Origin of the sequence: Neobacillus vireti, from assembly GCF_036962345.1 — a bacterium.
GTDB lineage: Bacteria > Bacillota > Bacilli > Bacillales > Cytobacillaceae > Neobacillus > Neobacillus vireti_A.
This window is the reverse complement of record NZ_JBALNB010000010.1, coordinates 137,520-160,674: the sequence shown is the minus strand read 5'-3', so window position 1 is coordinate 160,674 and position 23,155 is coordinate 137,520. Positions and strand designations below refer to the sequence as shown.

The 23,155-nt window shown below is 37.2% G+C and carries 25 protein-coding genes; 17 read left to right on the top strand and 8 right to left on the bottom strand.

The window, feature by feature from the left end; translation table 11 throughout:
- Positions 1-264: 264 nt before the first annotated feature.
- Both V7108_RS12935 and V7108_RS12930 read left to right on the top strand, forming a co-directional pair.
- Entirely contained in the window at positions 265-996 is a 732-nt protein-coding gene (locus tag V7108_RS12935) for a tRNA (adenine(22)-N(1))-methyltransferase (protein WP_335510529.1), read from the top strand.
- Positions 974-2,089 carry a Nif3-like dinuclear metal center hexameric protein gene (locus V7108_RS12930; protein WP_335568461.1) on the top strand — a complete coding sequence of 372 codons (1,116 nt, stop codon included), beginning with the start codon at positions 974-976 and terminating at the stop codon, positions 2,087-2,089. The genes V7108_RS12935 and V7108_RS12930 overlap by 23 nt, the downstream gene beginning before the upstream one ends.
- Before the next feature lie 22 nt (positions 2,090-2,111).
- Here the strand turns inward: V7108_RS12930 and V7108_RS12925 are convergent, their stop codons facing one another.
- Together V7108_RS12925 and vrrA are read right to left on the bottom strand one after the other, a co-directional pair.
- Positions 2,112-3,050, bottom strand: coding sequence for a 4-hydroxy-3-methylbut-2-enyl diphosphate reductase (locus V7108_RS12925; RefSeq protein WP_335568460.1), 939 nt, complete (start codon positions 3,048-3,050; stop codon positions 2,112-2,114).
- Between the two features lie 156 nt (positions 3,051-3,206).
- A complete protein-coding gene (gene vrrA / locus V7108_RS12920) occupies positions 3,207-3,869 on the bottom strand; it encodes a VrrA/YqfQ family protein (RefSeq protein WP_335568459.1) in 663 nt (220 codons plus the stop codon).
- Positions 3,870-4,119: 250 nt separating this feature from the next.
- On the opposite strand from vrrA, the gene V7108_RS12915 reads away from it, so the two are divergent.
- Both V7108_RS12915 and V7108_RS12910 read left to right on the top strand, forming a co-directional pair.
- Positions 4,120-5,430, top strand: a complete 1,311-nt coding sequence (locus V7108_RS12915) for a DEAD/DEAH box helicase (protein WP_335510523.1) — start codon at positions 4,120-4,122, stop codon at positions 5,428-5,430.
- Between the two features lie 22 nt (positions 5,431-5,452).
- A complete protein-coding gene (locus tag V7108_RS12910; RefSeq protein WP_335568458.1) occupies positions 5,453-6,346 on the top strand; it encodes a deoxyribonuclease IV in 894 nt (297 codons plus the stop codon).
- Positions 6,347-6,408: 62 nt separating this feature from the next.
- Here the strand turns inward: V7108_RS12910 and V7108_RS12905 are convergent, their stop codons facing one another.
- Complete coding sequence (locus V7108_RS12905; protein ID WP_335510519.1) at positions 6,409-6,663, bottom strand: DUF2624 domain-containing protein; 255 nt, start codon at positions 6,661-6,663, stop codon at positions 6,409-6,411.
- Positions 6,664-6,822: 159 nt separating this feature from the next.
- On the opposite strand from V7108_RS12905, the gene V7108_RS12900 reads away from it, so the two are divergent.
- The 3 genes from V7108_RS12900 to V7108_RS12890 are packed head-to-tail and all read left to right on the top strand — an operon-like array spanning position 6,823 to position 8,869.
- Positions 6,823-7,602 (top strand): metal ABC transporter ATP-binding protein, encoded by a 780-nt coding sequence (locus V7108_RS12900; RefSeq protein ID WP_335510517.1) that lies wholly within the window; start codon positions 6,823-6,825, stop codon positions 7,600-7,602.
- The gene (locus V7108_RS12895; protein ID WP_335510515.1) at positions 7,599-8,462 is read left to right on the top strand and encodes a metal ABC transporter permease; all 864 of its coding nucleotides are present in this window, start codon (positions 7,599-7,601) and stop codon (positions 8,460-8,462) included. Before V7108_RS12900 ends, V7108_RS12895 begins: the two co-directional genes overlap by 4 nt.
- A complete protein-coding gene (locus tag V7108_RS12890; RefSeq protein ID WP_335510513.1) occupies positions 8,459-8,869 on the top strand; it encodes a Fur family transcriptional regulator in 411 nt (136 codons plus the stop codon). The genes V7108_RS12895 and V7108_RS12890 overlap by 4 nt, the downstream gene beginning before the upstream one ends.
- Positions 8,870-8,924: 55 nt before the next feature.
- On the opposite strand, the gene V7108_RS12885 is transcribed toward V7108_RS12890, so the two are convergent.
- The gene (locus tag V7108_RS12885; RefSeq protein ID WP_335510511.1) at positions 8,925-9,488 is read right to left on the bottom strand and encodes a hypothetical protein; all 564 of its coding nucleotides are present in this window, start codon (positions 9,486-9,488) and stop codon (positions 8,925-8,927) included.
- 108 nt (positions 9,489-9,596) lie between these two features.
- Between V7108_RS12885 and V7108_RS12880 the strand changes: the two genes are divergently transcribed.
- Positions 9,597-9,977, top strand: a complete 381-nt coding sequence (locus V7108_RS12880) for a DUF4190 domain-containing protein (RefSeq protein ID WP_335568457.1) — start codon at positions 9,597-9,599, stop codon at positions 9,975-9,977.
- A 64-nt stretch (positions 9,978-10,041) separates the two neighbouring features.
- On the opposite strand, the gene ispG is transcribed toward V7108_RS12880, so the two are convergent.
- From ispG to V7108_RS12865, 3 genes are all read right to left on the bottom strand, one after another.
- Positions 10,042-11,145 (bottom strand): flavodoxin-dependent (E)-4-hydroxy-3-methylbut-2-enyl-diphosphate synthase, encoded by a 1,104-nt coding sequence (gene ispG, locus V7108_RS12875; RefSeq protein ID WP_335510537.1) that lies wholly within the window; start codon positions 11,143-11,145, stop codon positions 10,042-10,044.
- Positions 11,146-11,261: 116 nt separating this feature from the next.
- Entirely contained in the window at positions 11,262-11,591 is a 330-nt protein-coding gene (locus V7108_RS12870; RefSeq protein WP_335510507.1) for a hypothetical protein, read from the bottom strand.
- An 88-nt stretch (positions 11,592-11,679) separates the two neighbouring features.
- Positions 11,680-12,459, bottom strand: a complete 780-nt coding sequence (locus V7108_RS12865) for a DUF1189 domain-containing protein (protein ID WP_335568456.1) — start codon at positions 12,457-12,459, stop codon at positions 11,680-11,682.
- Between the two features lie 138 nt (positions 12,460-12,597).
- Between V7108_RS12865 and V7108_RS12860 the strand changes: the two genes are divergently transcribed.
- Complete coding sequence (locus tag V7108_RS12860) at positions 12,598-13,080, top strand: DUF456 domain-containing protein (protein ID WP_335510503.1); 483 nt, start codon at positions 12,598-12,600, stop codon at positions 13,078-13,080.
- A gap of 45 nt (positions 13,081-13,125) precedes the next feature.
- On the opposite strand, the gene V7108_RS12855 is transcribed toward V7108_RS12860, so the two are convergent.
- The gene (locus V7108_RS12855; RefSeq protein WP_335510501.1) at positions 13,126-13,821 is read right to left on the bottom strand and encodes a Crp/Fnr family transcriptional regulator; all 696 of its coding nucleotides are present in this window, start codon (positions 13,819-13,821) and stop codon (positions 13,126-13,128) included.
- Positions 13,822-14,121: 300 nt separating this feature from the next.
- Here V7108_RS12855 and V7108_RS12850 point away from each other — a divergent pair, with 300 nt between their 5' ends.
- The 8 genes from V7108_RS12850 to phoU all read left to right on the top strand — a co-directional run bounded on the left by V7108_RS12850 (position 14,122) and on the right by phoU (position 22,957).
- On the top strand, positions 14,122-14,730 hold the full coding sequence (locus V7108_RS12850; RefSeq protein ID WP_335510499.1) for a superoxide dismutase: 609 nt from the start codon (positions 14,122-14,124) through the stop codon (positions 14,728-14,730).
- 104 nt (positions 14,731-14,834) lie between these two features.
- The gene (locus tag V7108_RS12845) at positions 14,835-16,052 is read left to right on the top strand and encodes an MFS transporter (protein ID WP_335568455.1); all 1,218 of its coding nucleotides are present in this window, start codon (positions 14,835-14,837) and stop codon (positions 16,050-16,052) included.
- A gap of 161 nt (positions 16,053-16,213) precedes the next feature.
- The gene (locus tag V7108_RS12840; RefSeq protein ID WP_335568454.1) at positions 16,214-18,361 is read left to right on the top strand and encodes a peptidoglycan D,D-transpeptidase FtsI family protein; all 2,148 of its coding nucleotides are present in this window, start codon (positions 16,214-16,216) and stop codon (positions 18,359-18,361) included.
- Positions 18,362-18,582: 221 nt separating this feature from the next.
- Entirely contained in the window at positions 18,583-19,554 is a 972-nt protein-coding gene (locus V7108_RS12835; protein ID WP_335568453.1) for a PstS family phosphate ABC transporter substrate-binding protein, read from the top strand.
- Positions 19,555-19,615: 61 nt separating this feature from the next.
- Entirely contained in the window at positions 19,616-20,581 is a 966-nt protein-coding gene (pstC, locus tag V7108_RS12830; protein WP_335568452.1) for a phosphate ABC transporter permease subunit PstC, read from the top strand.
- Entirely contained in the window at positions 20,581-21,459 is an 879-nt protein-coding gene (gene pstA, locus V7108_RS12825) for a phosphate ABC transporter permease PstA (protein ID WP_335513701.1), read from the top strand. Before pstC ends, pstA begins: the two co-directional genes overlap by 1 nt.
- Positions 21,460-21,487: 28 nt before the next feature.
- Positions 21,488-22,285: a phosphate ABC transporter ATP-binding protein PstB gene (pstB, locus tag V7108_RS12820; protein ID WP_420489191.1), complete on the top strand. Its 798-nt coding sequence runs from the start codon at positions 21,488-21,490 to the stop codon at positions 22,283-22,285.
- 12 nt (positions 22,286-22,297) lie between these two features.
- Complete coding sequence (phoU, locus tag V7108_RS12815) at positions 22,298-22,957, top strand: phosphate signaling complex protein PhoU (protein ID WP_335513705.1); 660 nt, start codon at positions 22,298-22,300, stop codon at positions 22,955-22,957.
- Positions 22,958-23,155: the final 198 nt, after the last annotated feature.

The following is a 23,155-nucleotide window of genomic DNA, read 5'->3' as shown; positions in this document are numbered from 1 at the left end:
TTTTTCTGAAAAGGTCCTTTGCTTCTGTAAAGGACTTTTTTTATACTGGATGTAATTATATAGGCTCTTTTCTTAAACTTTGTTGCTATTTGGAAACAAAATTTAATAATTATGCCAGCTTATGCAGGAAAGAGATAATTTTATTAGAAAAGAGCAGCAAACTAAATTTTAACGTGCAAAATAACTATTTCCACGTTAAAATCGGCTTTAGGATTTTAACAATAAACATTACATACCAACCAAAATAAAAAAGTGGTGAAAGATGTGAATACGGATAAATTATCAGTTCGGTTACAAACGGTAGCAAAATATGTCCCTAAAGAATCTAGACTTGCGGACATAGGCTCCGATCATGCATATTTACCAAGTTATCTAGTAAAAAACGGACAAATCTCCTTTGGAATCGCTGGAGAAGTTGCAAAAGGTCCCTTCCAGTCTGCTGAAAAAAATGTACAGGCAGAAGGTCTAACAGGAAGGATATCAGTACGAATGGGAGATGGCCTGGAAGTAATTCAGCCTGGCGAAGTGGACTGTATTACTATTGCTGGAATGGGTGGGAGTCTTATTGCCAGTATATTAGAAAGTGGAAATGAAAAGCTAGGTTCGGTAAAACGTCTTGTGTTACAGCCCAATATTAACGCAATTGCGATTCGCAGTTGGTTAGTCGAACATAATTGGGAACTGATTGCAGAGGAAATCATTGAAGAAGATAACAAGATTTATGAAATTTTAGTGGCAGAAAAGGGAGATCCTTTAAAACCTTATCGTGACATACGATTCGAAACTGGTCTTCTGGTTGGACCTTTCCTTCTTCACAGAAAAGAAGAGGCATTTAACAAGAAATGGAGTTTAGAAAAGAAAAATTGGAATCGGATTTATAAGCAGCTTGAAAGTGCGGCTCCGTCAGCTGAAACGGAGGAGAAAAAACAGGAGCTGTTGCAGAAAATTACTCTTATCGAGGGGGTATTGGTAAATGAAGACAGCCAATGGACATGAGATCATCCAGCTATTCGAACAGTTTTCACCAAAAGGTCTTGCAATGGAAGGCGATAAAATAGGCTTACAAATTGGAAGGCTGAATAAGAAGATTGAAAAAGTTATGATTGCTTTAGATGTTTTGGAAGAGGTCATAGATGAAGCGATTGAAAAGCAAGTACAGTTAATAATTGCCCACCATCCTCCAATCTTTCGCCCACTAAAAAATGTCCTGACAGATACTGTGCAGGGGAGAATGATTGAGAAACTGATAAAGCATGATATAGCGGTTTATGCAGCACATACTAACCTTGATGTGGCAGCAGGTGGAGTGAATGACCTCTTAGCTGAGGCATTAGAATTAGCGAATCCAGAAGTACTGGTGCCTACATTTGAAACAAACCTGAAGAAGGTAGTCATCTATACACCAGAAAGTCACGCAGAAGCCATTAGACAGGCTCTGGGCAAGTCTGGTGCAGGCTTCATCGGCAATTATAGCCATTGTACTTTTTCTGCCGAAGGAACGGGAAGGTTTTTACCAGAGGCAGGGACAAACCCATATATCGGAGAGCAAGGACAACTAGAATCGGTGGATGAGGTCAGAATTGAAACAATCGTACCAGAGCACCTTATAAAAAAGGTTGTTTCTGCCATGATTAAGGCACATCCATACGAAGAAGTTGCCTATGATGTTTACCCTATTGAAAATAAAGGCGAGGTTCTTGGACTTGGTAAAATTGGAACTGTGGATGAAATGACTTTAGGTGAGTTTGTTGAGAAAGTAAAAATGGCTCTGGAAGTTGATAAGGTCCGCGTGGTTGGCGATTTGACTTCAAAGGTAAAAAAGGTTGCTGTATTAGGCGGGGATGGGAATAAATATTTCAAGCATGCTAAATTTAGAGGTGCTGATGTTTATGTTACTGGAGATATTTATTATCATACAGCACATGATGCTATGATGGAGGGATTAAATATCATTGATCCAGGTCATAATGTTGAAAAAATCATGAAAAAGGGCGTAACCAAAACCCTTACAAAAATGTGCAAGGAATCAGGGTATGAAGTAGAAATATTCCCTTCTGAAGTGAATACAGATCCGTTTCAGTATATTTAAAAAAACCGGTCGAAATGACCGGTTATCTTTTTACTTTTGGCAGTATTCGATTTAACGGTACCTTTTTGTGGCGTTCCCATGTTGCTTCATTATTTGGATCAAATTGCTCTAAGAATGAAATAACTTCCTTGGTAATCGGTGTTGGAGTGGAAGCCCCTGATGTAACGGCAACATTCTTAGCGTCTTTAATCCAATCAATTTCTAACTCTGAAATATCTGCAATCCGATAAGCCCTGGTGCCGGCAATTTGTTCTGAGACCTGTGCGAGGCGATTAGAGTTATTACTCATTGGATCTCCAACCACAATGGTTACATCCGCCTCAGTAGCTTGCCCAGCAACTGCTTCCTGCCGCACTTGTGTGGCGTTGCATATTTCATTATAAGCCTCAGCATGTGGATATTTCTCATGAACCTTTTTCATGGTATCAGCCACGTCCCATTGACTCATAGTGGTTTGATTGGTAACAATCAATTTTCCACTATTAATGCTTAAAACTTCTACATCGCTTGGTGTCTCTACAAGATGTACTGCACCAGGAGCTACCCCAATAGCTCCCTCAGGCTCAGGATGTCCTTTTTTCCCTATATAAATGACTTGATATCCCTGCTTTGTTTTCTCTTCAATTAAATCATGGGTTCTCGTTACATCTGGACAAGTCGCGTCAATTGTTACGAGTCCTTTCTGCTTGGCAAGCTCCCTTACCTCTGGTGAGATACCGTGGGCTGTAAAAATGACTGTACCGGTATCTACTTTATCTAGAATGTCCTTACGGTCTTTACCATCAAGGGTAATAATCCCTTCCTCAGCAAAGGCATCAGTAACGTGTTTATTGTGAACAATCATTCCTAAAATGTAGATAGGTCGCGGTAATGATTTATCTAAAGCAGCATTTCTTGCTATGACCATGGCGTCAACAACGCCATAACAGTACCCGCGTGGTGAAATCTTTATAATTTGCATATGATTAAGTCCTCCTAGGGAACATTTGACTTTGAATCTATGTAATTATTATATAAAACTAATAGAAATAATACAAAGATACATTTTTCCTTTTAAATTTTTGTTAAAATTTCCTTATCAAAAAAACAAAAAGATGCCTTTTTCAGCATCTTTTCTTTAAATGTATAGTTTTGGCATTGAGGTACCGGTTTGCTTCTTTACTACCTCAACTGATTCAGTATGATTTTTTTTGCTTCTTTTAACGCGGTCCAATTTTGTTGTATCAGCCTCTTCCGCCAAAATTGGAGCTTCTGTGGTCTTTTTATCTGATTTATCCTCGGAAGGCAAGTCTTTAAACCCCTTATATAATCTCCACATCATTGGGAGATTCTTGACCATAGGTCCATATTGTTGAATCATTGGCCCAAACGATTGAACAGATTTTAAAACTTGTTGGGTATTGTTGAGAAACCCTGTTAGACCGTCTGGATTACTTAGGGTTTGCAGGATTGATCCAATTCCACCAGAACCACCAGAACCACCTTGAACAGCCCGGCCAGCTCCTGCTATACCCCGTAGACCTGCAGCTTGTTTGCCTTGTTTATTCCCGCCAAGAATTTTGGAAAGTAAACCGCCGCCATTTCTTCTTCCTTGCCCTCTTCCCATCGGTTGTCCCATCATGGGTCTTGCGCTATTAAGCTGACGCTGAGGATGAAAACCCATCATCGATCCACTGTGACCAAAGGGAGGCATCATTTGCTGGCGGCCTCCAAAGTGCCCTTGACCCATCATATTAGCTCCCATATGCCCATGCTGGGGATATCTCTGCCTAGAATACATACGTTAGCCCTCCTCTCAAAATAAGCCTTATAATTTAAGGTATGCTCATAATTAAATTTGGTTTAGGTTTAAACTGCAGGATAAACGATTTTTTTTTGATTAAAAGTACTTCTAAGGTAAAAGATGATAATAACTGGTTATTTAGATGAATTTTGACTATAATTACATGATGGAATTAAAAGTGGGAGCTCTTCTTAGAGTAAAAAATAAATCCATGATCGGTAAACATTAATATATAAGGAGCAATTACATGAATCAAAATCGTTTTGAACGTTTTAATTTTCAACCGTTTATTATAGAAGCTATGAAGGACCAAGGTTTTTATACGCCGACTGAAATTCAGGAACGGATGATACCCTTGGTTTTAAAAAATGAAAGTGCGATTGGTCAATCTCAAACTGGGACAGGGAAAACACTTGCGTTTGTCTTACCTATTCTTGAAAGAATTAATCCTGAGCGTCAAGAGGTACAAGCAGTTATCACTGCTCCAACGAGAGAACTTGCTTCGCAGATTTATCATCAAATATTAAAAGTAACAGAGCACTGCAGTCCTGACCAAGCTATTATGACTCGATGCTACATTGGTGGAACAGACAAGCAAAGAACGATTGATAAATTAAAAGTACAGCCGCACATTGTTGTAGGTACACCTGGCAGAATTAAAGACCTAATGGTAGAACAAGCACTTTTCGTTCATACTTCAGGCGTACTTGTAGTCGATGAAGCCGATATGATGCTTGATATGGGCTTTATAGAGGATTTGGATCAAGTTGCAGCAAAAATGCCAGAGAAATTACAAATGCTCGTATTCTCTGCCACGATTCCAGAAAAGCTTAAGCCGTTTCTTAAAAAGTATATGGAGAATCCAAAAACCATTCATATTGATGCAAAAAGAAAAACAGCAGAAAATTTGACCCATTATCTATTACCGTCTAGGCACCGAAATAAAAAGCAGCTAGTTCACGATGCTCTCATTCAGTACAATCCTTATTTAGCCATCGTTTTTACGAATACTAAGAAAATGGCAGAAGAAGTTGCTAACTTCTTAATTGCGAAAGGGTTGAAGGTTGCTCGTGTACATGGTGATCTTAATCCTCGTGAACGTAAAAAAATGATGAAACAAATACAAGATTTGGAATTCCAATATATTGTTGCGACAGACCTTGCTTCAAGAGGAATTGATATTGAAGGAATCAGTCATGTGATAAATTATGAATTACCTACAGACTTAGATTTTTATGTTCACAGAGTCGGACGTACTGCAAGAGCTGGAAATACTGGAATTGCTCTCACAGTTTATGACATTTCTGATGAAGATGCGTTAAATCGTCTTGAAAAAATGGGAATTCAATTTAAGTACGTGGACCTAAAGAAAGAAGAGTTTGTTGACTTAGAGGATCGTAATAGAAGAAAGACACGTGTAAAGAAAGAAGACGAGGCAGAAAAGACTGCAAAATCAATGGTTAAGAAACCTCAAAAAGTAAAGCCGGGCTATAAAAAGAAAATGCAGTGGGAAATGGATAAAATAAAAAAGAGGCAGCGAAGATTAAAAAAGAAGTAATATTCGAAGGGAGAGAGAAGGTTTGTTGAAAATTGGTTCACATGTTTCAATGAGCGGTGCGAAAATGCTGCTGGCTGCGAGTGAGGAAGCAGTTTCATATGGTGCAAATACGTTTATGATTTATACAGGGGCACCACAAAATACAAGACGAAAAAAAATAGAAGATCTGAATATTGAAGAAGGCAGGAGACACATGGAAGAGAACGGTATTTCTGATATCGTAGTCCACGCTCCCTATATCATCAATATTGGTAACACCACCAATCCAGATACATTTGAATTGGGTGTTAGATTTCTTCGCACAGAAATCGAAAGAACAGAAGCACTTGGTGCAAAGCAAATTGTTTTACACCCTGGTGCGCATGTTGGTGCTGGTACAGAAGAGGGGATCAAAAAAATTATTGAAGGCTTAAATGAAGTGCTAACCGGAAAAGAACAGGTCCAAATTGCTTTAGAAACAATGGCAGGAAAGGGCTCTGAATGTGGCAAATCATTTGAAGAATTGGCGATGATTATTGAAGGTGTACACTTTAGTGATAAGCTTTCAGTTTGTTTTGATACCTGTCATACTCACGATGCCGGATACAACATTGTTGAAGATTTTGATGGTGTATTGAATGAATTTGATAAAATTGTTGGCATCGATAAATTAAAAGTTCTTCATATTAACGATAGTAAAAATGCTTCAGGCGCGAGAAAAGACCGGCACGAAAATATCGGATTTGGTCATATTGGGTTCAAAGCATTAAATTATATTGTGCACCATCCGCAGTTAACGGATGTCCCAAAGATTCTCGAGACACCATTTGTTGGAGAAGATAAGAAGAATAAGAAACCACCATATTTATTTGAAATCGGAATGCTTCGGGAGCAGGAGTTCAATGAAAATCTGCTTGATAAAATTCTACAAAATTAACAAAAAGCTGTGCCTGCGAGGCGCAGCTTTTTGTTTACTTTCCAGCTCCAGCGCTTTTCTAATTACTTCGTAAATTTTACAAACAGTTTATTCACTTCTCTGGCCGTTTCAGGTCCTGCAATTTTTGCAATTTCTTTAATTAATGCCGCTCTTTCGCGGTCATCAAAAATATTTACATTTTTTCCTCTTAAGTACTGAGCTACTTTATAAGCTTGCTGCCGATTTACCTTAATATTAAATTGTTCTGCGTATTTAAATAGTTCGTCACCAGTAATGGTATTCATTTTATGATTAATTACGCTCTCAAAAATCTTCACACTCATCACTCCTTCATCTAATGTATGAAGGGGAAATATAGAATGTTACACACGAAACCTGAAATACTGTAAAGGTAAAAGCTTTACATTAAGAATTTCATATTGTATACTACAAAAGTTAAATCGGAATCATTCTTATAATTAAAGGTGTGATGGTATATGGTATCGCAGTCTATTATTGAAATTAAAAAACTATTTTATCGATATGAAAAGGATACAGTACTTGAAAATATAAATTTGACCGTTCCTAATGGTTCATTTTTAGCCATTGTCGGTCCCAACGGTTCTGGAAAATCGACGTTGTTAAAATTAATTTTGGGACTTCTGAAACCTCAAAAAGGTGAAATTCGCTTGTTTGAACAAGATATTAATAAATTTTCTGACTGGCAGCAAATCGGGTATGTTTCACAAAAGGCTAACTCCTTTAATACTGGGTTTCCAGCCACCGTGTTTGAAGTGGTTTCTAGTGGATTAACGAAGAAAATTGGTTTGTTTCACTTTTTTAAGAAAGTACATAACCAAAAAGTACACGATGCATTGGAGTCTGTAGGTATGGGGAAGTATAGCAATCGAAATATTGGTGAGCTTTCTGGAGGACAGCAGCAAAGAGTTTTCATTGCCAGGGCACTTGTGAGTGAGCCAAAGTTATTGATATTAGATGAGCCAACCGTCGGTGTCGATGTGGAAAATGTGAATGCTTTTTATCATATGCTTGCAGATTTAAATCAAAAACGGGGAATTACGCTTCTTTTGGTGACACATGATATCGGAACCATTTCAGATAAAGTAACACATGTGGCTTGTTTAAATAAACGATTACATTTTCATGGGGATACGAGTGAATTTGAAAAGCATCAAATAGAGGGAATGTCTGAATTATATGGAACAGATGTCCATCTTCTAGCTCATCATCATGACCACGGAGGAGCATTTGAATGATTCAAGCAATATTTCAATATGAATTTTTACAAAATGCCTTTCTAACAGGAATCCTAATAGGTTTTCTTGCACCTTTACTAGGTGTCTTCATCGTTGTTAGAAGACTTTCATTAATTGCTGATGCCCTAAGTCATGTTACCCTTGCTGGAATTGCTGCCAGTCTTCTTCTTGAGAAATATGTTCTAGCCCTTAGTGGACTAAATCCATTGTATATGGGAATGGTTTTTTCAGTCGGCGGCTCGTTATTCATTGAAAAGCTTAGAGGAGTTTATAAGCATTATCAAGAGCTGGCTATCCCCATTATATTATCCGGCGGTATTGGCCTTGGGGTCATCTTTATTTCTCTTGCTGACGGTTTTAACACCGATTTATATAGCTATTTGTTTGGTAGTGTAGCTGCTGTAAGCCGTACCGATTTATTGGTGATTTTCGTTATTAGTATCATGGTTGTCCTAACGGTTATTTTGTTATATAAAGAATTGTTTTTATTATCATTTGACGAGGAACATGCCAAGGCTTCTGGAATTGCTGCCAAAAGCATTCATTTTATCTTTATTGTCATGGTTGCACTTGTGATTGCAGCGTCGATGAGAATTGTTGGAATCCTGCTTGTTTCCTCACTCATAACGTTACCAGTTGCTGCAAGTATTCGCATTGCCAAAGGATTTAAACAAACCATCTTTTTGTCGATTCTTTTTGGAGAAATAGCCGTCCTGGGCGGGTTATTCACCTCTTATTATATAGACCTTGCTCCCGGTGGTACGATTGTTATGATTGCTGTAGCTATTCTGGTTTTTACCATTGTTTACAAAAAATTATTGATTAAAAGACAGGTCTCAAAAGGGGGGGCAGCAGGATGAATGTAAATGAAGCCATTCAATTCTTAAAGGAAAATGGATTTAAACAAACGGGAAAAAGAGAAGATATGCTTCAATTGTTTGCGGATAGTGATAAATACTTAACAGCAAAGGATGTTTTAGATGAGCTAAAAGAAGACTATCCAGGGTTAAGTTTTGATACTATCTATCGGAATCTTTCCCTTTTTGTCAAAATGGGGATTCTTGAAATGACGGAACTCTCAGGTGAAAAACATTTTCGCTTTTCCTGTTCACGTCATCAACACCATCATCACTTCATTTGTTTGGATTGTGGAAAAACGAAAGAAATTGAAACCTGCCCAATGAACAGTTTAAGTGAAGATTTAAAAGGATACGATGTCTCAGGGCACAAATTTGAAATTTACGGACGATGCCCGGAATGCAATTAGAGTGCTATTAATAGGAAAACAGCATGGGTTATAAAAACCCATGCTGTTTTTTCTTTTACTCAAGCCAATTTTTAACCCAATGGTTGGCTTCATGCCAATTATTTACACGAACAACACCTTTAGGGATAGGATCCTGATTATAGGGGGTATTAAACAGTAGGACAGGAATGTCGCACTCTTCGTGAATCATGACAGCATTGTCGTGTTTATCTTCCAGAAATATATCAACTCCATGAAGCTTTGCTGTTGAAACTTTATCATGAGATCCAATTAATTCGATATGGTCGTAGGATAAACCTTTTTTCTTAAACCACTCCTTCGTATTCTCTAAAAGGTGTGAACCACGGGCACTGATAAAAAATAATTCATGTTTCTTTTGCCATATGGGTAGAATCTTTTCTGCACCTTCAGCAAGGGGAGATGCCTCGTAAATAATCGGTTCTTTTTCAATAAACCACTTTGAAAATTTTTCCTCTGGTACGTTAACGACTTTCGTTAAGTCATATTCTTTCACGTCCGCCAAAGTGATATTTAATCCAAATCCTTCATTAATAAAGGGTATAAGTGCGGATGGACAGGTTACAGTTCCATCAATATCAATTCCAAATCTCTTCTTCATATGTAGTCACCTTCAACATCCAGTTTTTTAACTTTATTTTACCATACTAAAAAGCTGAAAGTTACAAACAATAATAAATGCTCCTATTACTGAAAGTGAGGGATTCTGATGGAAGATAAAAAAGACACGAAAGTGGCTGGGTATCTCCCAAGTCCAAACACTGAAGTAAAAAGTACCACTTCAGAATACAGAGAAGAAACAGCTGCTGAAATAGCCGCACCTGTTTCTATTACTCGACCAGTTTTCCAGGAAAGGTCAAAAGATAACACCGGAACTGGCACAGGAACAAATGCAGGTACAGGAATGGGATGGGCAGCTTTAGTCCTATCTATTTTATCACTGTTTGTCATGCCGATTCTTTTTGGTGCAGCAGGTATTGTGTTAGGGTTCGTTGCCAGACGCCGTGGGGCCGAGGGTCTAGGGGCGTGGGCAATCGGGATTGGTGTATTATCGATTGTTGTCGGTATTTTTATCCTCCCGTTCTTTTAACAGCAGCTTGCGAATATAGGGGCGAAAAAAGAAACCCGGCACTATTGCCGGGTTTCTTGATGTTTTAGTTTGTAACTTCAGCTTCTTCCGCTGCTTTCTTCTGGAAATATTCCTCAGCAAGCAGATCGATTTCCTTTTTTAATTCATCGACTAATTGATCTTCTGGTACTTTACGAACGATTTCACCCTTGCGGAATAGTAACCCTTCACCACGAGCGCCAGCAATTCCAATATCAGCTTCTCTCGCTTCACCAGGACCGTTAACGGCACAGCCCAGGACAGCTACTTTAATAGGAGCTTTTATTTTGGAAATGTATTCTTCCACATCATTTGCAATGCTGATTAAATCAATCTCAATCCTTCCGCAGGTTGGACATGAAATTAATGTTGCTGCATTTGACGACAGTCCAAAATCCTTTAGGAGTTCTCTAGCTACCTTAACTTCTTCAACTGGATCGGCGCTTAAAGAAACACGTAGTGTATTTCCGATGCCTTTACTTATAATCGCTCCTAGACCGGCAGCACTTTTAACGGTACCTGCAAAAAGGGTTCCTGATTCCGTTATACCCAAATGCAAAGGATAATCAAATGCTTTTGCGGCTTTTTCATATGCTTCAATTGCAAGGTTTACATCTGATGCCTTCATGGAAACGATAATATCGTGAAAATCCAAATCTTCAAGGATCTTGATATGATGGAGAGCACTTTCCACCATTCCATCGGCTGTTGGATAGCCATATTTCTCGAGGATTCGTTTTTCAAGTGAGCCGGCATTTACCCCAATACGAATTGGAATACCACGCTCTTTAGCTGCATTCACGACTGCCTCTACCTTTTCTCTTTTCCCGATATTTCCTGGATTAATTCGGATTTTATCAGCGCCGCCTTCAATTGCCTTAAGCGCTAATTTATAATCAAAATGGATATCAACTACTAATGGTATGTTAATTCTTTTCTTGATTTCAGGAATTGCATTTGCTGCCCGTTCGTCTGGACATGCAACACGGACAATTTGGCAGCCTGCTTCTTCAAGGCGTTTGATTTCAGCAACAGTTGCCTCAACGTCATGTGTTTTTGTCGTTGTCATACTTTGTATAAATAATTCGTTACTCCCGCCAATGGTTAAATTACCAACTTTAACGGGACGTGTTTTGGTACGATGTGTAATTTCACTCAAGGAAATTCGCTCCTTCAAATTGGATTCGAATACTAGTTAGTTTAAACTCGCACCTTTTATTTTATCAGTCCTTTATGAATCTTGACAAGGAAGATGTTTTTGTCCATCTATTTTGAGTAATCAGGAAACTGGTAAGAGGAGCCAATTTGAATCTTTTCTGGAGCCAGCCCTGGGTTTAAGTTTTGGAAATCCTCAACCAGCTGGTCGATTGAGACGGGTAAAGGTTTTTTAATATGGTTTTCGACAATAGAAATTAACGTATCACCAGGTTCTACCTCGGCTTTGAATGCTTCTATTGTACTTTCAAAACTAGACACGGTTACCGCTGTTTTTATTGCTGTTTGGGTTTTGTCCATAGGCAGAGTACCTGCTGTTAAATCGATATATATAACATAAATTGTAAGAAGTCCAAATAAAAAAAGGAAAATTCTTTTCATGTGTCACACACCTCCAAAATGGAATGTTTGTACATTCCTATGCTTGTCCACATCTAAAAAGAACAAAAAAACGCATCCAGTGGATGCGTTAGTTCTCGATTGTTGTTTTTTTACTTGGAATTTCTTTTATCGCTAAAAATAAAATGATGATTTCTACAAACCAATTGATGATAAAGCTATTTGGTACGGTTGTATTAAGGGCAGCCATAATGGTAAAGAATACCGTTGGCAGCGTTACACTGTAGGCAGCCATTCGCCATAAATGACGGTAACTGATACTTCTGCTTGCGAGATTTTTTAAGGCCAAACCAATCAAAGCTAAAATCGAAACTTCTATAAAGCTTATTGCACTTGAAAAAAGGAAGATAAAGGCCGACATAATAGGAATTATAATTCCCTTCATTCCATCAACAGTATTGACCATTTCTTTAAAGTCATCTTTTGTCAGAGTTAAGCCTTCCAGCATGGAATAGGGATAAGTATCGATTCGTCCTCCTGAAGACACTGCAAATTCATTCTTAAGCAATGCTATGGCATTACCTTCGTCTTCTACCTCTTCGTTTGTAATAACCCCGGTTGGATCGACAATAATGGTAAAATCGCCTTTATCGATGGTAATAGGTACATCACTGTCTGCAGACATGACCCCATTATCAATCGTAAAGGAGGGGATATCTTCCGTAATAACTGATTTTGTACTTTCGATTCCAGCAGTAAGCAATGTGCTTAAGTAATAGATGGTAGGCAAAATGGATATGAACGTGAGGAAAAATACAAATAAAATCGTTTTTCCGATGCCCTGAAATCGAAATGAAGCTATGTTACTTGGAGAATGTGTACTTTTATAAAATTGTTTGAAAATATTCATGATTACCACCCTAATAAAGATTCACCATTCTATTGTAGCTTGAGGAGTTATTATTAACAAGAATGTTGATTCCTGAAACTATTTAGGGAACTTATACGTATAGAGTACAAAATAAATTTTCTAAAGGATGGAAAAATCATGGAGATCGTTTATTGGTCAATCATATCAATACTCTTTATCATCGGGTTTATTGGTCTCGTTTATCCAATTATTCCAAGTGTGTTGTTCCTATTAGCTGGGTATTTATTATATGGTGTCTTTTTTTCCTTTGAAGCTTTTGGATGGTTCTTTTGGACTGTGCAAGGTTTCTTTATCATTCTTTTGTTTGTTGCGGATTATATTGCAAATATGATCGGGATTCAAAAATATGGCGGGTCGAAAGCAGGGGTATGGGGAAGTACGATTGGTCTATTGGTGGGGCCGTTTGTCATCCCGTTTTTAGGGATTCTCATCGGACCCTTTATCGGAGCAGTCGGTGCGGAGCTTTTAGTAAATAAAAGAAACTTTAAAGAGAGTATAAAAATTGGATTTGGATCTGTTGTCGGATTTGTTAGCAGCGTTATAACAAAAACGATTATTCAAATACTGATGATTGCCTACTTCCTATCAGTAGTGCTGTAATAAATGAAAAGACCTCTTCACATTAATTGTGAGGAGGTCTTTTTGTTAATTTACTCCGCATATCTCATGGGCACAATTTTGGCAATCAACTTCTTCTTTTAAGTATCTTATTTTTTTTACGGTGAATTTTTGCTGATTGTAGGTTAGGACATCTTTTTCCCGTAATTCTTTTAGAGCACGTTGAATAACTTCTCTCGTACCAAACGTTAAGTTAGCGAGTTCCTGGTGGGTTAATGGTAAATCGATAAGAATACCATCCTCTGTCATTACACCATACGTATTGCAAAGTCGGATTAGTATTGAGTATAAGCCGCCTTTTTTGCCATTCATAATGAGGTCCTGGCATTTCATTTGCGCTTTAAGGTAACTGGTGCTCAACCAAGAAACAAAAGCATTCATGGCATCAGGGTCATTCATGATGAATGTTTCAAATTGATCTTTTTTTATAGCAAGAATATCACTATCAGCTAGCACCTTCGCATACGACTGATAATGGGGATTATGTTTAAATAGTTGATATTCAACGATTAATTCACCGCTGTTTAGAATTTTTAAAATAAAATCTTTTCCCCGCATGTGAACTCTCCCTAGAGTAACTGTTCCAGTGAGCAATAGGTATACATATTCAACTGAATCCTTCTCTTGAAATAAAACCGTTCCCGCTTTGAGCCTTTGGATAGGTTCAGTCTTTTGGAAAAATTGATTCAATAAACTATAAATAGAAAAACTGGTTCTATGCATATATCCCCACTCCTTTTATCCCTTAATTTGATTTAATCATTAATTAACATCATTTTAACAAGTGAAACATGACAATTTATTGAAAACATTAAGAAATGTTTTTCCTCAAATCAGAAAATGTATAAAATACCAGCAAGAAGGAAATTGTAAATTTGTTAGGTAAATGAAAGCATTTTATTTGAAACAACTGGTTATCTTTGTTAATCTTAAGCTACGAAGCTTTAGGAATATTCAAAAAAAGTTTTGAATTTTAACAAAACTAAGGCTGAAAAATTTTTTATTACATAGGAGGAAATTATAATGGCATTTGAATTACCACAATTACCTTACGCTTATGATGCGCTTGAACCACACATTGACAAAGAAACAATGAATATTCATCACACAAAACATCACAACACATATGTGACAAACTTAAATAATGCATTACAAGGCAATGAAGAATTATTATCTAAATCTGTTGAAGAAGTTATTGCTAATTTAGACGCAGTTCCAGAAGCGGCTCGTACAGCTGTTCGTAATAACGGCGGCGGTCATGCTAACCACTCTTTATTCTGGCAAATTCTAGCTCCAAATGGCGGCGGTGCTCCATCTGGTGAATTAGCTGACGCTATCAACAGCAAGTTTGGCAGCTTTGAAAGCTTCAAAGAAGAGTTTGCGAAAGCAGCAACTACTCGCTTTGGATCAGGCTGGGCATGGCTTTCTGTAAATAATGGTGAATTAGAAGTTTCAAGCACACCTAACCAAGACTCTCCATTAATGGAAGGTAAAACACCTATTCTTGGCCTTGATGTTTGGGAGCATGCTTATTACTTAAATTATCAAAACCGTCGTCCTGATTACATTGCTTCTTTCTGGAACGTTGTAAACTGGGATGAAGTTTCAAAAAGATATACTGCAGCAAAATAATATCATTCGTTAAAAAGGCAGCTGAATTCAGCTGTCTTTTTATTTTTTCGTATAATCGCCTTCTGATTGTTAAAGACTAACCCTTATCACAAAGGGGAGTTACTATGGCGAAAAAGTTTAAGTTCTTAGGTGAAGTCGAATTAACAAAAGATTTAACGTTGTTATTGTTTATTGGCGGGTTATATTCTTTAAGTGTTGCACTATCCAATACGTTTGTGAATATTTACTTATGGAAACAAACGGGAGAATTCTCTGATCTTGCACTATATAACCTTTCGATTGTCATTTTACAGCCTTTAACCTTTATTTTAGCGGGGAGATGGGCAAAAAAAGTAGATCGGGTAAAAGTGTTAAGGATTGGAGTCATTGCATTAGCTGTATTTTACTTGATGGTTTTAATCACCGGCAAAAATGCCTCCACCTATTTACTCCTATTAGGGAGCCTTCTCGGTATTGGATATGGATTTTATTGGCTTGCCTATAATGTATTGACGTTTGAAATAACTGAACCAGAAACAAGGGATTTTTTTAATGGCTTTTTAGGAATTTTGTCCTCAACAGGCGGGATGATTGGACCCATTGCTGCAGGTATCATAATTACACGTTTTGAGAAATTCACAGGATATTCAATTGTATTTGGGATTTCTTTGTCACTGTTTGCACTTGCTGTTTTCTTGAGCTTTTCATTGAAGCCGCGTCCTGCTAATGGGAAGTATTGTTTTAGACGAATCTTAGAAGAACGAAAACATAATGAGAACTGGCGTCTGATCACCAATGCCCATTTTTTTCAAGGTCTTAGAGAAGGTACGTTTTTATTTATTATTTCAGTATTTGTCTACATCTCAACTGAAAGTGAACTGGCTTTAGGAACATTTGGACTAATTAATTCAGGCATTTCCTTTATAGCCTATTTTGCTGCATCCCGATTAATTAAGAAAAACAAGCGAAAAAAGGCCATCCTTATTGGTGGCATTATCCTTTATTTAGCTGTTTTATTAATCGTCTGGGATGTTAATTATGTAAAACTTCTTATTTACGCAGCGATGATTGCAGTGGCCTATCCAATCTTGCTCGTGCCATATGTGTCAACGACATATGATGTAATAGGTACGTCTTGGAAAGCAGCAGAAATGAGAATAGAGTATATTGTTGTCCGAGAAATATTTATTAATTTAGGAAGAATTATTTCGATTTTGTCATTCCTGGCAGCTGTAACATGGTTTAATGAAAAGGAGAGTATCCCCATCCTGCTTTTATTTTTGGGTGCAGGACATTCAATCATATACTTTTTTGTCAGAAGGGTTCAAATACCTACAGCATAATGCGATGAGTAATTCATATTACTCATTGCTTTTTTTTATTTAGAAGGTCTTCTGGTGTTTTTGTCGGACCTTGTCAATTGGTAAGTGTTTTTCCTAGAAAGAAGTGTGATTTTCTATTAAAATAAAATGTATTATGTCTAAATGGCAAGGATGTGAAAAGCTTGAATACTAAGAAGAAAAAGAAGGAACATGTTACCTTTCGTTTAAATATTGTATTTTTGGTTGTCTTTTTGTTGTTTTCTGTTCTTATTCTTCGCTTAGGTCTAGTCCAAATCGTCTATGGTGAGGATTTTAAACGTGAAATTGAGCGGACAGAAGATATAACTGTTAATAACCCAGTACCAAGAGGAAAAATGTTTGACCGTAACGGCAAAATTATTGTGGATAATACTCCTTTAAATGCCATTACGTATACAAAGTTTCAAGACACAAGTCAAGAGGAAATGATTGAAACGGCCGAAGTCTTGGCAAAAATGATTGATAAAGATATTTCAAAAGTTCGTGAACGTGATAAACAGGATTTCTGGATATTAAAAAATCCCGAGAAAGCAAAAGAAAAAATTACTGAAAAAGAATGGGACTTATACGATCAGAAAGAATTAGATGATAAAGAAATTTATAATCTCCAGTTAAAACGAATTACACCTGAGGACCTAGCTAGTTTATCCAACCAAGATTTAGAAACCCTGGCGATATTTAGAGAATTTAACAGTGGTTATGCTTTAACGCAACAAATTGTTAAAAATGAAAATGTCACTCCCGAAGAATTTGCAGTTGTCAGTGAAAATCTAGAGTCTTTACCTGGTGTGGATACAACAACGGATTGGGAACGGTATTATGCATTTGGCAGCACATTAAAGACCGTCCTTGGAAATGTTTCGTCATCAGATGAAGGGCTGCCAAAGGATAAACTAGACGAATATCTTGCTCGTGACTATAACCGGAATGATCGGGTCGGTAAAAGCTATATTGAACTGCAATATGAGGATGTACTGCATGGACAAAAAGGCAAAGTGAAAAATATAACGGATAAAGCCGGTAAAATTTTATCCACTGAAGTGATTTCAGAAGGTCAGCGTGGAAAAGATCTTGTCTTAACCATTGATATGAATCTTCAGCTTGAGATTGAAAAAATTATAGAAGAGGAACTTTGGAATGCAAAGCAAAATTCTAAGTCTTCTCTTTTAGACCGTGCATTTGTTGTCCTAATGGACCCGCATACGGGTGAAATATTAACCATGGCTGGAAAGCAAATTGCAAAAAATTCTGAGACAAACAAACAAGAAATGCGTGATTTTGCTCTTGGAAATATAACTACCTCTTATGAAGTTGGCTCTGTTGTCAAAGGGGCGACGATCTTAACAGGTTATAATACAGGTGCCATTAGACCAGGCTCAACTCACTATGATTCACCTTTATTGATAAAAAATACACAACCAAAGTCTTCTTGGAAGAACTTTGGGATGATCAATGATTTAAGAGCATTACAAGTATCATCAAACGTATATATGTGGAAGACAGTGATTGAAATGGCCAATGGACAATATTCACCGAATAGGCCGCTGCCATTAGACTTAACTGCTTTTGACACAATGCGTCAATCGTTTAGTCAATTTGGTCTTGGAACAAAAACAGGAATTGACCTTCCAAATGAGAGTACCGGTTATACTGGACCGACGAAACAGTCGGGTTTACTTCTTGACTTAGCAATTGGTCAATATGATACCTATACTGTTATGCAATTAGCACAATATATATCAACGATTGCAAATGGCGGGTATCGTGTCCAGCCGCATATCGTAAAGGAAATTCGTGAACCTGTTCTCGAGAATAATGAATTGGGTCCGATAGTACAAGAGATCGAACCAAATATATTAAATCGAATTGATGGCAAGGACGAATGGATAGACCGTGTACAGGAAGGCTTTAGAATGGTTATGCAGGTAGGGGATGGTACTGGTGTTAGTACCTTTAAGGGTGCGGAGTACAGTCCTGCAGGTAAAACAGGGACTGCCCAAGCTTACTATGATGGTCCAGAGCGAAAGAAGTTTGGAAAAGAACCGCCTAAAGTAATGAATCTGAGTCTAGTAAACTATGCACCATCTAATAATCCAGAGGTTGCTATGGCTGTTATGGTTCCATGGGCATACCAAGGAAACAGCGGTCCGGCTACAGCAAATATTATTGGTAAGAGAGTAATGGACACTTATTTTAATCTAAAAAAACAGGGTCAAACAGAAACCAATCAAGAGGTACAAACTAACGAAGTTAACAATGAAAGCACGAACACACAAGAAACAAATGAATAAAAGATTATTTACAGCTTGGCTCAATTGAGTCAGGTTTTTTTTTTTATAAAAGTGCACAATATAACTGTAAGCAAAATTCTTTGTAATTTACAAAAGACATACATGCTTTTACAAAACCTTTACAATTCATTAAAACAAGCTTTACAGAAGGGGTATATTATTAGTCTTGTAAGCAAAACGAACACAATTCGACAAACCAAACTCTTAGGGGGAATAAAGCAATGAAAAGCTTTAAAAAATTAGCATTAACAGCAATGATGACTGGAGCGTTAGCTGTAACTGCAGCTTGTGGAGCACAAGGAACTGAAGGCAACAAAGAACAACAAGAACAAGCTGGCGAAGATGTAAAGCAACTTCAAGGTGAGATTAAAATAGACGGTTCATCTACAGTTTTCCCAATTATGGAAGCTATTGTTGAAGAATATGGTGCAGTACAGCCAGGTGTAAAAGTTCCTGTTGGTTCATCTGGAACTGGTGGCGGATTTAAGGCTATGATCGCAGGTGAAACGGACCTTGCTAATGCTTCTCGTCCAATTAAAGATGAAGAGCAATCTGCACTTACTGAAAAAGGAATTGATGTTACTGAATTTAAATTAGCTTATGATGGACTTTCAGTAGTAGTAAATAAAGACAATGACTGGGTTGAAAGCTTAACAATTGATGATTTAAAGAAAATTTGGATCGAAGATGGAACAGTAAAAAAATGGTCTGACGTTAACCCAGAGTGGCCGGATGAAGAGATTAAATTATACTCTCCTGGTGCAGACTCAGGTACGTTTGATTATTTCGATGAAGTAATTCTTGAAGAAGCTCCAATCGTTCAAAAAGCTACACTTTCAGAAGATGATAATGTATTAGTCCAAGGTGTTAAAGGCGACAAGAACGCAATCGGTTACTTCGGATATGCTTATTATGCAGAGAATAAAGATTCATTGAAAGTTGTTAAAATCGATGGAGGTGAAGGTCCTGTTGAGCCTAACAATAAAACAATCGAATCAGGCGAATATGCACCCCTTTCACGTCCGTTATTCACATATGTAAATAACGCAGCTGTTAAGGATAACGAAGCAGTATATGATTTTGTTAAATTTGCTATTGAAAATTCAGGAACATTATCAGAGGATGTTGGTTACGTGAAATTACCTGAAGAAGAGTACAAAAAAGATTTAGAAAAACTAGAAGCTCTTAAATAAGAATTAGAATAATTCTATAGATGAGAAGCGCGAAAAATGTGCTTCTCATCTTGTCATTGGAATGAAAGGGGTTTTCATTTTGAGTACTCAAAATACAAAAACATTCTCTGTTCAGAAAATGATTCAAGAGAAGAAAAAAAGAAAGAGCGCCGGAGGAATTACCGAAAAAATTATGCCTTATATTTTGTTCCTTACGGCGGCGGTATCTGTATTAACAACAATTGGTATTGTTCTTACACTCATTTTTGAAACGTTCTTATTTTTTGATGTTGTATCGATTAAAGATTTTCTGACTGGCAAAAAATGGTATCCGTTTTCCGAAACCAATGGTTCATTCGGAATTCTACCGTTAGTGATGGGTACGCTAAAGGTATCACTTATTGCAGCAATTGTTGCTGTTCCAATCGGATTAGCAGCAGCCATTTATTTGAGTGAATATGCAACAGATCGAATTCGCAGAATTATTAAACCGATATTAGAAGTATTAGCGGGAATCCCAACGATTGTTTATGGTTTTTTTGCATTAACCTTTGTTACTCCCATTTTACGTGAGATTATACCATCCCTTGAAATTTTTAATGCATTAAGCCCTGGAATTGTAATTGGAATCATGATCACACCGATGATTGCTTCTCTCTCAGAGGATGCGATGACTTCGGTTCCTAATGCAATGCGTGAAGGTGCCCTTGCACTGGGGTCAACTAAGTTTGAAGTAGCCATTAAAGTTGTATTACCTGCTGCTGTTTCAGGGATAGTTGCCTCCATTGTATTGGCTATATCACGGGCGATTGGTGAGACAATGATTGTGGCTGTTGCGGGTGGTTCTACTCCAAATCTGGAATGGAATTTGACAGGCTCCATTCAAACGATGACTGCTTATATTGTCCAAGTTAGTCAAGGTGATGTAGGTTATGGTACGACAATCTACTATAGCATTTACGCAGTTGGTATGACACTTTTCGTATTTACGTTAGTGATGAATTTATTAGCTCAATACATCACCCGTCGTTTTAGGGAGGAATATTAATGAATTTAATTAATCATGATTCCGTTGTAAAGCGGATGAAACCAAGATTATCTAAAAATACATTTTCAAAATGGATATTTTTTGCATTAACCATGTTTGTTTTATTAATATTAGGAATACTATTATATCGGATATTCTCTCAAGGACTTGGCTATTTAGATTTGCAATTTTTACAAAGTCTTCCTTCAAGGAAGCCTGAGAGAGCAGGTGTTTATGCTGCATTAATCGGGACCCTGTGGCTTATGGCTGTTGTTGCACCTGTTTCAATATTGCTAGGGGTGGGGACTGCCATTTATCTCGAAGAGTATGCTAAAGATAACCTAATTACAAATTTCATTAAAGTTAATATTTCTAATTTAGCAGGAGTCCCTTCCATCGTATTTGGATTACTTGGATTAACTGTATTTGTACGTGCATTAGCATTAGGGACAAGCGTTTTAGCTGCAGGTCTAACTATGAGCTTACTTATTTTGCCTGTCATTATTGTGGCATCGCAGGAGGCAATTCGCGCAGTACCTAGTCAATTAAGAGAGGCGTCATTTGGGTTAGGAGCTACTAAATGGCAGACCATTGTTCGTATTGTTCTACCAGCCGCTATTCCAGGAATACTTACTGGGGCGATTCTGGCACTTTCACGTGCAATCGGAGAAACAGCACCACTTGTTGTCCTCGGTATGCCATTATTCCTTGCGTTTTTACCAAGAACAGTATTAGATAGCATGACCGTGTTGCCATTGCAAATTTACAATTGGACCAGTCGTCCTCAAGTAGAGTTTCATGCATTAGCGGCTGCAGGTATTATCGTATTACTGTTTATGTTAATCGTTATGAACTCAATTGCTGTATTGATTCGAAATAAATTTCAAAAGAGATATTAAATGGATATGATTAGGGAGGCAAACAATGATGGAAACTACAGCTAGTGCAAAAATTGTCAATCCAGTGGAAAAACAAGTTGTTTATAGAACAAAAGACTTAGATTTATGGTACGGTGATAATCAAGCCCTAAAGAAAATAAATCTAGATATTATGGAGAATGAAGTTACGGCAATTATTGGACCATCAGGATGTGGAAAATCAACTTATATTAAGACCTTGAATCGAATGATTGAATTAGTTCCCGGTGTAAGAACAGACGGTGAAATTCTTTATAGAGGAAAAAATATCCTTGATAAATCTTATCAGGTAGAAGAATTGCGGACAAAAGTAGGCATGGTATTTCAAAAGCCAAATCCATTCCCAAAATCTATTTATGAAAATGTTGCATATGGCCCTAAAATCCACGGTATTCGTGACAAGAAAATTTTAGATCAGATTGTTGAAAAAAGCTTAAGAGGTGCCGCTATTTGGGATGAGGTAAAAGACCGTCTTAATCAAAATGCTTATGGATTATCAGGAGGTCAGCAACAGCGCCTATGTATTGCTCGCTGCCTGGCCATTGAGCCAGATGTAATTTTAATGGATGAGCCTACCTCCGCATTAGATCCTATCTCGACATTAAAAGTTGAGGAGCTTGTTCAGGAATTAAAAAGGGAATTTAGTATTATAATCGTTACCCATAACATGCAGCAAGCTGCACGTATATCAAAGAAAACTGCTTTCTTTTTAAGTGGAGAAGTGATAGAATTTTCAGAAACCAGTAAAATCTTCTCCACTCCAAAAGATAAGAGGACCGAAGACTATATTACAGGAAGATTTGGATAATGAGGTGATGGAATGAGTACAAGATCAAAATTTGATAGTAAATTAGTTGATTTAAAAGAAAAGCTTTTAGAAATGGAAAATTTAGCTGAAACAGCAGTTCGCAATTCACTCAGTGCCCTTATTAATCATGATATTGAAATGGCTAATCAGGTAATTGCCGGTGATGATAAAATTGATGCATTAGAAGATGAAATTCATGATAAAGCTTTGATGCTGATAGCCCGGGAATCACCTGTTGCCAAAGATTTACGAACACTGAATGTAGCCTTAAAGGTTTCATCTGAAGTTGAGAGAATGGCAGATATGGCAGTGAATATAGCAAAAGCTGCTATCCATATTGGTAATGAAAAGCACTTTAAAGAAATCCTGGATATTCCGAAAATGATGGACCGTGCACTTGAAATGGTATCTATGGCAGTAAAGGCATATATTGATGAAGATGTGATGCTAGCACAGAAATGTGCAGAAAAAGATGATGATGTGGATAAAATGTTTGGCAGTTTGGTTCATGAACTTATTGGAATGGTTCCAGACAATCCGAACGCTACGAACCAGATTATTCAACTATCATTTGTTTGCCGCTTTATTGAAAGAATTGCCGATCATTCAACCAATATTTCAGAAAATGTAATCTATTTAGTAACGGGAAAACGATTTAACTTAAATGAATAAAAAATAATACACCAAAAAGATGAGACTATTGTAAAATGTCTCATCTTTTTGCGTTTGAAGAATAATGTCGAAAAAACAAAAGCAAAATACGACAAAATGCGTTTATTGACAGTTTGGCTACTGATGTTACCATTAATGTTATCTATGAAGGAATATTTAGATTATTTTTGCATAAGGCTGTTTTCGTAACGATGTTGT